7 protein-coding genes are annotated in these 14,346 nt (G+C 53.8%); 2 read left to right on the top strand and 5 right to left on the bottom strand.

Features of this window, described 5'->3' with window-relative positions; genetic code table 11:
- Positions 1-30: 30 nt before the first annotated feature.
- Positions 31-2,853, top strand: coding sequence for a bifunctional diguanylate cyclase/phosphodiesterase (locus tag CGZ80_RS18585; RefSeq protein ID WP_094410855.1), 2,823 nt, complete (start codon positions 31-33; stop codon positions 2,851-2,853).
- 4 nt (positions 2,854-2,857) lie between these two features.
- On the opposite strand, the gene CGZ80_RS18580 is transcribed toward CGZ80_RS18585, so the two are convergent.
- Both CGZ80_RS18580 and CGZ80_RS18575 read right to left on the bottom strand, forming a co-directional pair.
- Positions 2,858-3,247, bottom strand: a complete 390-nt coding sequence (locus tag CGZ80_RS18580) for a DsrE family protein (protein WP_094410854.1) — start codon at positions 3,245-3,247, stop codon at positions 2,858-2,860.
- 68 nt (positions 3,248-3,315) lie between these two features.
- Positions 3,316-3,546: a sulfurtransferase TusA family protein gene (locus CGZ80_RS18575; protein ID WP_094410853.1), complete on the bottom strand. Its 231-nt coding sequence runs from the start codon at positions 3,544-3,546 to the stop codon at positions 3,316-3,318.
- Between the two features lie 325 nt (positions 3,547-3,871).
- Between CGZ80_RS18575 and CGZ80_RS18565 the strand changes: the two genes are divergently transcribed.
- A complete protein-coding gene (locus CGZ80_RS18565; RefSeq protein WP_094410851.1) occupies positions 3,872-4,378 on the top strand; it encodes a DUF3592 domain-containing protein in 507 nt (168 codons plus the stop codon).
- A gap of 202 nt (positions 4,379-4,580) precedes the next feature.
- Here the strand turns inward: CGZ80_RS18565 and CGZ80_RS18560 are convergent, their stop codons facing one another.
- The 3 genes from CGZ80_RS18560 to CGZ80_RS18550 all read right to left on the bottom strand — a co-directional run.
- The gene (locus tag CGZ80_RS18560) at positions 4,581-6,344 is read right to left on the bottom strand and encodes a ShlB/FhaC/HecB family hemolysin secretion/activation protein (RefSeq protein WP_094410850.1); all 1,764 of its coding nucleotides are present in this window, start codon (positions 6,342-6,344) and stop codon (positions 4,581-4,583) included.
- Between the two features lie 382 nt (positions 6,345-6,726).
- Positions 6,727-11,661, bottom strand: a complete 4,935-nt coding sequence (locus tag CGZ80_RS18555; RefSeq protein ID WP_158222497.1) for a beta strand repeat-containing protein — start codon at positions 11,659-11,661, stop codon at positions 6,727-6,729.
- 446 nt (positions 11,662-12,107) lie between these two features.
- On the bottom strand, positions 12,108-14,346 hold a 2,239-nt coding region (locus tag CGZ80_RS18550), incomplete at its 5' end, for an FtsX-like permease family protein (RefSeq protein WP_143544027.1).

Below are 14,346 nucleotides of genomic sequence, written 5' to 3'. Positions count from 1 at the left end.
CTGAAGCATCAGATTTTTGCAGTCCAAACGATGTCCCAACCCAACGTCGCCCACAAGAGCGCCCCGTCCAGTCGCAGCCCTATCGAACAGCTCGAGCAGATCGATCGATGGGTAAATGAGATTCAAGAATGCGATTCGTCCACCGAGCCATCTGACCTGAAACTGAGCGTTTCAGATCTGACGTCTTCGCTCGTCCATCTCCGCGAGATGTTGACGGAACGTGATATCGAACTCGAACGATCGCGACGACAGTCAGAGTCACTTGCCGTAGCGCAAGCGGACGCGATCGTGCGTTCCGCGGAAATTATCGACGAACTCGAACAAATCAAGAAAGAGCTATCGGATGCCCGCAGCGCTGCGGAGCAATCCGCCAAAGATACCAAACGCCTTGCCGATACGATCTTTGAACGCACCAGCGATTCGGTGATGGTATTTGACAATCAAGGTTGCTCGGCATGCAACGACAACGCACTCGAGATGTTCAGAGTCTCGCGTGGCGAAATGCTGCACTCGGGACGTGGATTTTTCCATGCCCTCAAGCTCGATGACGGAACGGACGCTAGTGACACGTTAAACACTTGTCTTCGCGAAACAGACCAGGGCCAATCCCAGCATTTCGAGGCGCAAGTCACCAGACACGACGGAACAACGTTTTGGGCCGAATTCACATTCAGCCCGTTTGTCATCTCCGGTGGCGGACAGATCCTTGCGATCGTTCGCGATATCACTTCACGAAAACAGTTCGAAGCCGAACTGCGTCGGCATCGTGACTTCCTCAATAAAATTGTCAGCGCTGTCCCGGACCAATTAAGCGTTCGTGCCTCGGACCACCGCATCGTCGTTGCCAACCGTGCGTTTTTGAACGCACATGGGGTAACCGAGGACGAGATCATCGGCAAGTTGCCTGATGAAATCGATGTCCCCGGACTCCGAGAATTTGATCCACAAATCGATGCGTGCTTCGCCGGTGACGTCCCCCAATCGACTTGCGTCGACAGCTGGATCGATGACCAAGGCTGCAAACACTATTCGGCCAATCGATATTCCGCCTTCACTGACGAGTCAAGTTCGGACCGCTTTGTAATCGCAACATCGCGGGACATCACCGACGACAGGCACCGTGAACATCGCCTTCAGTTGCTCGCAAGTGTGTTCGAAGAATCAGCTGAAGGTGTCGCGATTTTGGATATCCATGGAAGGATCTTGGAAGCGAATCCGGCATTCGCGAGAATGACAAATGTTGGGACCGGCGATGAAATTGCGGGCAAGCGATTTGCCGATCTGATCCATGTCGAAACCGATAGTATTCTGCGGCATGTTTCCAACGCTGCGAATGGCAAATCCTGGTCCGGCAAAATTCGCTTGGCCAGCGATTCACAAATCTCGCAACACATGCAACGGACCTTTTGGGTTTCACTCAGCCCAAGCGACGGTAACGTTGACCGCCAAATTATCGCCCTCGCATCGGACATCACCGAACTGGAAAACAGCCAAGCACAACTTCATCACCGCGCAATGCACGATAGTTTGACAGGCTGTCCCAATCGCGCATTCTTTCGCGAGATGATCGTCAACTTGGTCAATCGCAAACCGTCTTCCAACGATGTTGCTGAATCATTTTCGATCTGCTTTCTCGACCTGGACGACTTTAAACACGTCAACGATTCAATCGGACATGCCGGAGGCGATCAACTTTTACAATTTGTCGCCGACCGCATCATTGCCGTCGTAGGATCTGACGCGTTTGTCGCCCGGTTCGGCGGTGACGAATTTGCAATTCTGTTCCGAGACGTCCATTACGATCTCACGACTCAGGAACAACTACTTGCCGAGTTGATTAACGAATTCAAACGTCCGTTCGCATTGACCGAAGCGGAAGCCCACGTCGGACTGAGCATCGGCGTGACTCGGTTCCCGCAAGACTCGACAGATACCGAAATGCTGATGAGCTATGCGGACACAGCAATGTATTCTGCTAAGCAAGCGGGAAAAAACGCCGTCGCCTATTTTGAACCGTCGATGAAGCAACAGGTCGACATGCGACAGCAGGTACAAACCAAACTGCGTGGTGCGATCACCAATGGCGATGTCGAACTACACTACCAACCGAAGGTCAATGCCACGACAAAGGAACTGGTTTCGTGCGAAGCACTGGTCCGATGGCGGGATAGTGAAGGACAATTCGTCCCCCCAAGTACCTTCATTCCCATCGCCGAGAATTCGGGCCTGATCAACGCGTTGGGAGAATACGTGTTTGAATCCGCCGCAAAGCAGGCACGCCTTTGGCATGATCAGGGCAAACCGCTACGCATCGCCGTCAACGTGTCTCCGATCCAACTTCGCAGTGTCGACTTTGCACATTCACTGGTGCGGATCCTTGAACGGACAGGAGCAGACCCCGAATGGCTGGAACTTGAGATCACCGAAAACGCGATCATGAGCAATGTCGAACACTCAACCATGGTCATCGATAAACTAGCTGAGACGGGGTTCCGAATCGCGATCGACGACTTCGGTACCGGTCACTCCTCACTTAGCTACCTGAAGACGTTTAACGTCCACACCCTGAAAATCGATTTGTCGTTTATTCGCGACGTGGTACACGACCGATTTTCACGTTCGATCGTGCAATCGATTATCTCCTTGGGACGGGGACTTGGACTGACGATCGTCGCCGAAGGTGTCGAAGTCATCGAGCAAGTCGAGTACCTCGCAAAACTCCGTTGCGACGAACTACAGGGGTATTTCTTTGGCAAACCGATGCCAGTCGTCGACTTCGAAAATTGGCGAAAGCAATATTCGCCTCGTGAGAAAAAGCCAACGATCACGCCGGTTCGCTGTTTCGAGTGGTAGCAGACTAGAACGACATGGTCGTTCCGCCGATCGCCAAGTCCAATACCGTCGTGAAGCCACCGATTTCGATCCCTGGGAGCTTTTCGATTTCGAACTTACCGCCAGGCGGCCCCACGCTACAGGTCGTATGGCAGACCGAGCAAAGTACGATGTGGCCGTCCGCTGCGAGGTACTGCTCGATGAGCTCCGAAAGCGGCGCGAATCCTTGAACGGCGATCCCAGTGGAACTTCCTTGATAACCCCAAACGGCGCCATCGCTGGTAAGGAACACCGTCGTCGGTCTCCCTATGGCCAAGGAAGCGAGCCCACAAGAAAACGCCATCGTTGCGTTCTTCCCATTGTCTGACTTACCCGACGTCAAAATAATGACGACGCGATCATTCGTTTTCGACATACATGCTTCTAGGTGAGGCGTGATTGCGAGACGGCCCGCAAAGTGGGAGGGGTTGCCCGTCGATTGCGTTAGTTCTTAGCGAGGACAACGATTGCGACTTGCTCGTTCTCGGTCTGCTCGAAGCTTTCGATGGTGTGCCCCATGCGTCTTGCCCAAGCCTCCAAGTCTGGCTTGAACGCCAGATCGGTTGCAGTGACCTCGATCCGATCTCCCGGCTCTGCGGCTCGAGCGGCTTTGGTCAATTCAACGATTGGCATCGGGCAATTCAGCCCGCGGCAGTTGAGAGTGTGAGTATTCATGCAAGTGAAATCGTCGCGGCCGACCGTCGACTTTTCAAAAACAACTCCTTTCCCAATCGCAATCGACTTCCCAACGTCCAACCTCCGAATTGTCGAGGCTGGCACGGATGATTCGGAGATTCGGTTGCTGGCGTTTGCAGCGAATTTGGACGACAGACACGTTTCAGCAGGAAGATCGCAACCTGGAGATTGATCAATTCGTTCGCAAATTGCGCCTCGAAGTCTCCGTCACGCAGCCCTACCAATGCAGTCCATTCCTACGTAAAACCAATAATTCGCCGATCCCGGTTCTACTTCGCAACTTATTTACGCAACGTCGACGACAATGAAATTGATGTGGGTCATCTATCCTTTCTGCGCGATCTTCATTCTCGTCGGTGTTGGAATCTGTCTCTCTACACTGCGTGGAATTGCCAAAGGACAAGCTGTTACTGCTTGGCCATCGACCGAAGCCTCAATCGTCAACTGCGGTCTTGAGTCTCATTCTGATTCTGAGGGAGGTCTCTCACATCAAGTCACCGTCGAATATGAATACTCCGTGGTCGGATGCACCTACACCGGGACTAAAATCCATCCGACATACACGTCATCGAGCTTCAAGGGACATCACGCACTTCACCAAAAACTCAGTGCGGCAAAGGTCGTCCAGATCAAATACAACGAAGCCAATCCAGAAGAAGCCTACCTATTTGGCGGCAACTTCAGCTCAGCCTATGCCGGCTTCTTTGCCGGAATGATCTTCGCTTCCGCAGGACTTCTCTTTCTACTCACCTTTCATTTCGCGGTCACCGGAAATTCCGACTACGCCGCAGCCTTGAACGTGCTCCGGTAGCGGCGCTGATCCAGTCCGGTGCCGAGTAGCTATCACCGTGACGAGAGAGCGATTGCAATATCGCCGTCGAATTCTACAACGCTGATCATTCGCGGAATCTTGGGTGGAAACGGAGATCTTCCCACACCCAATGATTGGCCGCCAAGTAACGACCAATCAATCAGCATTTTACCTAAAGCGCCAATAAGGTACCTGACACCTTTTAGGGGCGGGGGCCGAAGAAGGTGACGAGGCCGATGTGGACTCGGTCTCCAGCGTTGGTGCCTTGGACGTCGTTGAGGCCGCGGCCGTAATCGAATCGAAGTGATGCCGATTGGCCGAAGGCGACCCGGCAACCGACGCCAACGCCCGCGAGGAACTGCTCTTTCTCTTCGCCGGGAATGCTGTGCAGGATAAAGGCTTGCCCCATGTCAGCAAACCCATACGCTTTCACCGTTCGTTCCAGCTTTCCGCAGCCGGCTGTCCAGGTTTTTGGACCGAACTCGAAGTTGGTGATCCAGCCACCATCGCCACTGGCAACTCGCTGATCATAGCCACGAACCGAATCGTATCCGCCAAAACCAATCGTTTGGCTGAACAACAACCGATCGCTGGAAATTTGCCCCGCCCCTCGGAAACTCATCTCATAGTCGCAGGCAATTTGGCGACGCATGTCAAAGTCCGTTCGCCAATACACATAACCCGGTGCCGTATTCTGACGAAGACTGTTAAACGCGGCTGCGTTGTTTTGCGATGTAAACCCGCCATCAGGTCCGTAGTTCAATGACGTGTTGAGACGGGCATAGTCACCGTTGTCTTCACGAACAAGCGCCAAGTATCCCAAGCTGAGTTGCAACAAGTCGGCGGCAGTTGTCGATGCGTTCAAGGAACCAAATTCCACCGACGTATTCGAAGACTTGAAGTCAACTCCTGTGTACCACGCACGCTCTTCATGCGACGTGCGTGTCCAATAGTGGTACCCCCGTGAACCGACCTGCCATGCTTCTCCATCTTGCGTGATCGGAGCTGGCAAGTCCGGCACCGCAGAGGCCCAGCTTCCAAACAACTGTAGTCCGTACTCGCGGCATGGATCAACGTTGTAACTCAGTGCATGTGCGTGCAACCGTGCAAAGTCCCCGTCCGCAGTGTATTGATACCCAAGTATGCCGTCTTGCCCAAATAGATTGCCAATCAAAACACCGGCGAACAGGCGTTCCAAATTCAGTGCCCTGACTCCAGTGTCTTCATACCCGGTATAAGCTCGCATCGGAAAGACATCTTGAACTTCAAAGATCAAATCTGAAGTTCCGTCGCTGGCTCCTGGCTTGACATCCAAACCGACTTTTCGAAAGGGACTGCGATTGAGCCAATACAAATCTTCGGAAACCCTTGATTCATAAATGTGTGCCCCAACACGAGAACACGTAATGTTCTTGCGAACCAAACAGGGATCAACCCAGCATCCGCCTGCGACACGAATGGCACCAATCCGCGACTCGGTGATCACGATTTGTACCGTCCCGCCGGTGATCTTTTGCTCTGGGATCATCACGTCGACAATTGGCTGCCCACAGCGCTCGTACACCGTGATAATGTCGCGAGTCATCTGGTTCAAGTTTCGCAACGTGATCGCAGACCCAAGGTACTTTTCAATCACACGATGAACGCGCGATGAATTCGCAAGTGATGATGCATCGATGATCTCGGAATGGATTCCCTCGTAATCCGTGAATGCGGCCTGCGGGTCCACATCATCCCGATTCGGAACCAAAATCACCGCCTCAAGCGAATCGACCAGCACCACGTCGCTACTCGGTGTTTCGACGTCGCTTTCGGTAGGAAGTTCCAAGTCGAACTGCCCTGATTGCCAAGGTTGATAGACCTTGGGTTGATAGCGCTCAAAGTTTTGGGCCATCGCAGTGCTGCCGAACAGCACGCTTAATGCGCAGATCTCTCCCGCCCATTTCCAGAAACGTTTTGCAGACATCCTGTCTTGCCCCTAATGACTTCCATGTCAATCAATAAACGGCGAATTCCGGTGACGTGTTCCGAAGAACAGTATCCGCCGTAGGGCAGCACGACAGCGCATCAACTGTCAGACAATCGAACAGCGATGCAACCCTGCCGGGCTACTCTAGCGACCAAATTCGGCACGAATAGCTGATCCCATCATGCAGCGCAATGTGGTAGGTGCAACTCGCACAGCTCAACCAAGATGCATGACCAGTACAGATTACGCCGAGGAACCCTCGATCTGGCTTGCCTCAGACAGACCTCACAGCAGGTGTCGGCGTCACACCACATCGATGGGCTCGAACAGTAACCGGCTCGAACATGCAATCACGGCGACGAACTAAAAGCGAGTCGTGTTACGAATCGGAATCGTTGCTCTCATCGTCGTCGTTGCCGTCATCACGCCGCTTGCGGTCCGTAATTTCCACGCTCGAACGGCCTCCAACGCTGACCTGCACAGCACCGCCACCCCCACTCAGCATACGAGGTAACGTCATCAGCGCGTTGTTGTACCGCGTCCACAAGTCGTTGACCGTTTCGTCGTTTGGTACGTAAACGGTATAGACCGGGTTGACCAAATTGATCGCATAGTTGGTGGCGTCATAGCCAACGCCAAACAGCGTATCGATGCTCATTGAGTAGGAACCGACAATTGCCGAGGAGGGAAGACCCTCGCTCAAGACGGAAATCTCATTGATAAGGTCTCCGTTCTTGAGACCAACGATGACGAAATCTGACGTCACGGATTCACCTTCGGTCCCAACAAGCTTGCTGGACGTTAGCAAATAAACGTCCAGCGGTGCCGGAATGACATTCATCGAGCCGTCGAAGATCGAAATACTGTAATTCAACGCGTTGAAATTGGCTCCCGTTGGCGTCGAACCGATGATCGTGTATGGCCCACCCGCGACTGTCGCCGTGGCGACGGCACCGGTTGAAGTCATCAACAGATTGTCGATGGTCTGATTGTTCACTAAACCGGTAGCAACAAATTCGTTTCCTGTCCAAGTGAACAAATCACCAAAGGTCTTGGTCTGGTTGCTCACCGAAATATTCAACGTGGCAGGGGTAATGATGTGCCGGCCGTAATTGGTAATCAAGACTCCCGGCCCCGTCCCGTAGGTCTCGCCGTTCCGATACACCTTGCGTACGAAGTATCCGGACTTCAAGTTGTCGCCATCGACTTGTAGCGTGTACGTCCCGGCGTCGGTTTGCTCGTCGATGTTGGAATAGTCGACTTGTAAACCAAGGTCACCGACCGAGGTCGCCCCGAATAGCACCGAAGGGTTGCTGAGCAGGTCAACCGTCGCAGGCGAAGTGATCACTGCACCATAGACACTTGTCGCATCGATAATTTGAACGTCCAAGCCGATTGGTGCTGAATAGAGCGACCAGTTGTTCGACAAGGTGCCGACGTAATCACCAAAGAATTCGTTCGCCGGGTCACTTGGACCCGCAAAGTTAGTCGGTGGAGAACCGGTCGCATTACCACCGTTAAGCAGTGCAGAAGGATCTAGATTGTACGATGACAGAGAAGGAGCGTACAAACTCAATTGACCATCATCGCTGAAGTCCGCACTGACAAGGATCGATTGCGAATCAATGTTCAGCGAGTAGGGTTGGTGGAAGTCACCGCCCGTACGATTTTCGTTGTCTTCGTTGAAATCAGCTATCCCAGCGAAAACAGATGTGCTGCCGCTGGCATAGGTTCCGCTCGGATCGACAAGATGCCCAACGTGTGCCTTTTGCAAAGTGACGTTCTTGCCGCCACTGACGGTGACGTCTCCCGATACGGTTTTGCCCGTGTCATCGCCACCCAGGTCATCGCCATGTCCGATCGCAGCAAAGAACGCCCCTTGCCCGGTCAAGTTGATATCGCCCGTGGTCTCGATCGTGATGTCGCCGCTGGCCGTCTGCGTTTCAGTTCCCGTGAACGCATAACCGATTTGTGCGCCCGCCAAATTACTGGCATTCACATTCAGCGTCCCCGTATCGATCGTTGTGGTGCCGTTCGCTGTTCCAATCCCAACATGACTGGTTTGTGAGCCATTCCCAACGGTGGTAACTTGTGTGTCGACCGAGACATCGCCACTGACAGTGTGCACGTCTCCGTTGACTTCCAGACGGCTGCTATCCAAGGTAATGTCACCATCGGTGGTGACATTTCCCATAATGATCCGGTCATTGCCTGGATTGCCTGTGCCGCCAGACACAAACGTTGTCGAGACATCAAGGTCACTGCCACCGGTCAGGGTCAATGACTGAATGTCGGTCTGTTGCCCGCCCTCGAGGATCAGGTTTCGATCCATCGTTGCATTCACTTGTGTAGTTCCGGGCGAAATCGCCGAGACATGCTTGGCATGCAAGGTGGCGAACTGCTGAATCCGGGCGAGTTCACTGTCGTCAAGTTGGACAGCGCCCGCCGTGCCGGTCCCGAGTCCTAAGGTTGTCGAGCCGCTCTGGTTGATCGCTGCGTGACCGGCGGTGATTTTTAGAGTCTTGGTGTTATCATCGGTGGTTACTTCACCATCGAACGCAAGTCCGCTGAACACTGTCAGGTTCAACGCTTCTGGAACCGACACGTCCGCCAGTCGCAGCGAATCGCTCAAAAAGTTAACGGTCCCGGACGTGATCGAACTGAAATCTAGATTGTTTCCGGGGCCAGCACCGGCGATGTCCATGATCCCGTTCAACTGTTCGTTGTGCAGGGTCAGCGTTTCGAACCCACTTAGCAAAGCGAACTCGGAATTGTCGATTGTCCAGTCACCTGGCGAGGCCGAACCGACGGCCATTCGGTTCACACCGGCATTGAAATCCAGGTCAGTGGTATCGATGTCACCCATCACAGCATTGGTGATTTGAATGTCGTTGCTGAACAACTGAAAGAGGTTGCTATCGAGGCTGACTCCGTCGAGATGAATCAATCCGTTCGAATTGTTTAGCTTGATGCGACTGCTGTAGTTTCCGGTAAAATCCTCCGAGACTGTGATCACGCCACTGCCCACCAGGACATCAAAGGCGTTGTACTGGCCGAGGAAATCGAATTCGTCGGCCGTCACGTTCAGCAACCCTGCCGTACCATCCCCGAGACCGACAGTCCGCGTATTGCTCATCGATTGCAGGTACAACGTCCCTGCATTGGAGGTCTTCGTCAGAGCATTCTGCACATTTAAGCTGTCGGTGTACAAACTCAGGCTTTCACCGATCGACAATCGATCGATATCGATTGACGATCCACGCAGTGTCACACTATTGAAATTCAGCCCCGCATCGACGATCGAAATATCGCTTCCGGAAGTCGTGTTGTGTCCCATTTCAAATTGGCTGAATCCTGTGATTCCGGCCAGGATGGATTTTGAAAACTGCAAGCTTCCGGCACCACTCCCCAAACCGATCGTCTGATTCGCTTGGCCGATGAATCGAAAGCGTCCACTGCCATCAATCGGACCGGTGATCGTCAAGTCATCCGATTCAATATCGAGAGCCTGCCCGTTGAAACGGTCAATATTCACATTGTCACCGACAACTCGAATCGCAGATCGCGCTCGGCCGGTGGAAAGCATGTCGAGATCAAAATCACTGCCTTGGATTTCTCCAATCGATACGTTCGCGAGTGTGTTGTCGCTCAAATTCAGAACACCGGTCGCGTTGTCACCAAGTCCAACGGTTTGGTTGCCTGTCGCGACCAACACATCAAACGTCGCATCCCCCACCACATCCAAGGTGTTCGCGTAGACGGTCACATCACTCAGGCCACCTAGGCTACTGTCGATTTTCCCAGTCGCAGTGACGGTCACCGATCCGGTCCCCGCGTTAATATTTACCGCGGCGCTACCCGTACGACGATCGCGGATTTCGCCGCCGATGATGATATCGACTGCGCCGTCACCTCCGCCTTCTTCTTGAATGGTCAATAGTGTTTTGGAACCATCGGTCGAAAACTTTTCATCGCCGCCAGGTGAGTCTGTGGGGAAGAGATCCACATCGATACTGATCGTATCCTGTGCGACGATCGTCAAATTGCCCGAGCCCCATTGTGCTCGAATCGCATCTTGGTTCGCCGCGTCCAGGGTGAACGTCGCGGGATCGAGCAGCAATGATCCGTGTTGGTATTCAGGATTGCTGGCCAACAGCGCGACGTTGCCCGTAAACAGCAAGTCCTGCTTTCCTGAAACTTCAGCTTGTCCGCCGTCGCCATCCCCCAGTGCGCGAGCATTAATCTGGCCCGCGAATTCTGTTTTTTGATCCGCCCAAACGACTGCCGTCCCGGCATCCCCGTCAAGCGTCGAATCGACACTGATCGTCGAATCAGCCGAGACAGTCGTGTTCACCGCGTTGGCAACTTGCGCGTCTTTCCCTTGCCACCCGCCACCGATGCGAACGTTGCCACCGCCATGTTCGCCCGAGGCATCGATCTCGCTCGCAAGGATTGAAACGGAGTCTCCGGTCGCGATCACGCTGCCGCCTGTTGCCCCACTGACATCAACCGATGCACCGCTAAGCGTCGTGTTTCCGGAGGCGATCATTTCAACGTGCCCGCCCGCTTGGCTGCCGTCAGGATTTTTCAAAGCCGCAACGATGTTGGCGTCGTTGACGATCGCCCCGTTGGGATTGACCAAGTAAACTTCTCCGCCAACCTCCAGACCGCCAATCGCCCGCATATCACCACTGTTTTTAATTAGTGATGATCCACCCGAAATCCCATTGCTGATTGTCTCCAGGTCGGCTTGGATATAACGCCCACCGCTCATCTTCAATTGGCCGCCGGTGGCCAAGTTGATCACGCCGGTTGTCTCGATAGTGCCATTATTGAACACCTGAGACGCGATCAAATGCGCTCCACCATCACCAGTGTTGATGTGCCCATTGTTGACGATTGAAGCGGCTGATTGACCACTGAAGGTCAAATCGCCATTCATGAATCGCTCGTTACTGATGTCCAACGTCGTTGCCGTAAAGCCGTTGGTATTGATGACCCCCGTGCTGCCAATGACAACCCCGCTGGGATTGGAAACGAAAACATTTCCGTTCGAGGTGATTGCCCCATTGATCAGCGATTGGGGCGCGTTGCCAACGACACGATTCAAGACTGCCGAGGTCGAATTGAGCTGATCGAAGTTGACAGTGTGACCAGCTCCCACAGAAAAGTCATTCCAGTTGATGACCGCACGATCGGTAGTCGTCGTGATGTTGGTCCGATCACTCAAACTGCTGTCAATCGTTCCCACGCCAGCAACGATTTGGCCACCGACTGGCGACTGTGCCAGCAGCGAATTGGAATTCCATGACATTCCAGGCATCGAGCAACTTGCCAAGATCGCACACAACATCGCCCGTTTGCGACGGACGTTTCGGCAAGTGTTTTTGCGACGTTTTGAATTGCGGAACAATTGACCGTTTGATCCACGTCCGCTCGCAGTTGCCCCGATACCGTTCATCTTTTGCCCCAGATGTGCCTACCTACAGACTCCTCGTTTTCACAACGCGGAAGTCTTGCACACGCGGAAGATTCTGGAGAACAGGAACAGTCAAGTATTTCGATGCGGTTTACCTCGCTTTGCTAGATCCCTCCCGACTGCGACAGGCTGAACTTTCAAAGTTTGCTTCATTGAAATCTGACTTTTGAGATTCTGATAAGAACAGTCGAACTGATGGATGACCCTCAGCTTGTTGCTCGAGTCGCACCAACAAACTGAACCCTTTGCGAAGCACCAAGACAACCATAGGTATTTGGCCGCTAGGAGGCTGCACGCCCAGATTGAAGAAGTCGAAGTGGTTCGCTTCGCCCGGTTTTAATCGCGGGCCAAAGTCCGGCAAGTAAACACAACAACAGTGTCATCGCAAAACCGATTGCCAACTGACCCCAAGGGATCATGAATGAAGGCGGGCCGGCGAACCATCCGCCAAACTGCGCCATACCCACACCGCACCAACCGGCGACGAGTCCGAAAAACAGGCTTAGCAAACAGGCTGATAGTGCAATCAAGCTGGTCTCAGCAAACACCAAACGCACCAACTGGCTTCTACTGACGCCGATTGAACGCATGACACCGAACTCCCACGTACGTGCACGCACGGAAGCGATAACCGTATTCGCGATTGCAAGTGACATGATTGCCAAAGTGACTAGTGGCAGATAGCTCATTCCCCAAATCATTCCGTCGGCACGCAACTGGATCGCCTTCTTGACGTTGCTGGTTGCGGTCATCCTGGCAAACGGTCGGTATGCTTTGACCGTGCCGACACCTTCGGCCAAAAAGGTTTCGCCGCTGCGTCGCTCCGCAATCGCTTGGAACTGTGCTTCGACGCTTTCCAGATTCACGTTGTCGTCGAAGTTCACCCAGAAGAACTCCGTCCGCTTCAAGCGAAAGTCGCTATGAACACGATCGTGGTTGGCAAACAAAATGGCCCCGGTACGGACGAAGTGCCGACGAACCCCCGAGAACTTCGTGACCCATTGCCAACCGGGTAGTGATACCACCCCGGCAATTTTGTAGGTAGCACGCTGGCTCTCGTCAGCGGGTAGAAGGAACGGAACCTCGTCACCGATGGTCAGGCCCGTTGCCATCACGAAATCTTGCGATACGACACAGCCATTTCCATTGTTGATTGCATCGATTGCGGATTCCGCTGTGCCTTCGACAAAGTTGACTGACAAAAATGGATGCTCTCCGCCAAATGCTCGCGCTGCGTCCAAACCACACACGACGCCGTTGTCGCCAAAACGAAGACGACTTGGTGGCTCGCCGCCTTCCCAATCGAATTTGGCCTGCTCGATCGCTAGCTCCATGACTTCGCTCGACTTCACGCCGTCGACCTCAGGTACTAACGCAGCGTCCTCGTCCGTCAAACCGACAGGGTGGAACGCGACCAGTGCATCGGGCAACCATTCACCTGGTGTGAACGGTACCAACATCGAATAGCCCCATGTCTGTGTCGATGCATACAATCCGAGTCCCACCGACAACGCCAGCGTCGCACCAACGCTTCGCCACAGATTGCTGGAGAGCTGCGTCTTCATCATCCGTTGATCAAGTCGCATCAGGCCTGTCACCACTGGCCCCAAAACGCGTTCACAACCGACAACGACTGCAGGCGCAAGTAGGATCATCCCCAAGAGCAACATGGGATAGGTGACGAATGAGTAGCACCAAGTTCGCCATTCATCCGACATCGGCAATGCAAACACTGTGATCGGTGTGATCGCCGACAAAACCAGCCCGATCACTCCAAACACAATCCACCAAAAAGGACTTGGCGTCTTAGGACGCGTCGACATCGCATCGAGCGGTTTGATTCGCATCGCCCGCCAAGCAGGAAGGATCGCCGCCGCGGTCGCGCCGACCAAAACCGTAATTGCACTCAGCGAGAGACTCGTCCACCCCAGCATCGCACCCGAACTAAATAGCCCCGGCAAGATGCGGCTGCCGATGAGAACCATCAACCAACCGGCCAGCAATCCACCGATCCAACCCAAGAACGCCAACACGATACTCTCGATCGCGATGATGCCCGCGATCTGTGATCGAGTCAGTGCGACTGCCCGAAGCATCGCAAACTCGCGTGCACGTTCGCTGACGCCCATACTGAGTGTCGAAAAAATGATAAAGATCGCGGCAAGCGACGCCATTCCCGTCGCGGCCCAAGCTTGTGATTGCTGCCCCGAGATCGATCGCCCAGATTCCATGCCTTCACGAACCGCGGCGAAGTCGATGATTTTTAATGGCGGCCGGTTTGCAGCAAGTTTGTCGTCCCAAACCTCGCGAAACTGTTCGACAGACACCGCGTCTCGAATCGCAATTTGCAAGACTTCGGGTCGCACGGTGAAGCCATTGATCCGATCGGCCACCACGGGGCGAACGTAGATCGCATTGGTTGGGACGCCCTGCGAAAAGCCACCTGGCAACCCGATCTCGGTGCTTGCTTCGTCGCCTTTCGGTACCGAGTTCATCTGCTTAGTAGGGCCACCCTGTTCC

The organism is Rhodopirellula sp. MGV (assembly GCF_002251265.1).
Classification (GTDB): domain Bacteria; phylum Planctomycetota; class Planctomycetia; order Pirellulales; family Pirellulaceae; genus Stieleria; species Stieleria baltica_A.
Note: the sequence above shows the minus strand (reverse complement) of the source record. Positions and strands in the feature narration are given on the sequence as shown.

Coding starts and splice junctions, on each gene's coding strand:
- CGZ80_RS18585 (WP_094410855.1), top strand. CDS start 31: ATGTCCCAACCCAACGTCGCCCACAAGAGCGCCCCGTCCAGTCGCAGC.
- CGZ80_RS18580 (WP_094410854.1), bottom strand. CDS start 3,247: ATGTCGAAAACGAATGATCGCGTCGTCATTATTTTGACGTCGGGTAAG.
- CGZ80_RS18575 (WP_094410853.1), bottom strand. CDS start 3,546: ATGAATACTCACACTCTCAACTGCCGCGGGCTGAATTGCCCGATGCCA.
- CGZ80_RS18565 (WP_094410851.1), top strand. CDS start 3,872: ATGAAATTGATGTGGGTCATCTATCCTTTCTGCGCGATCTTCATTCTC.
- CGZ80_RS18560 (WP_094410850.1), bottom strand. CDS start 6,344: ATGTCTGCAAAACGTTTCTGGAAATGGGCGGGAGAGATCTGCGCATTA.
- CGZ80_RS18555 (WP_158222497.1), bottom strand. CDS start 11,661: ATGTCATGGAATTCCAATTCGCTGCTGGCACAGTCGCCAGTCGGTGGC.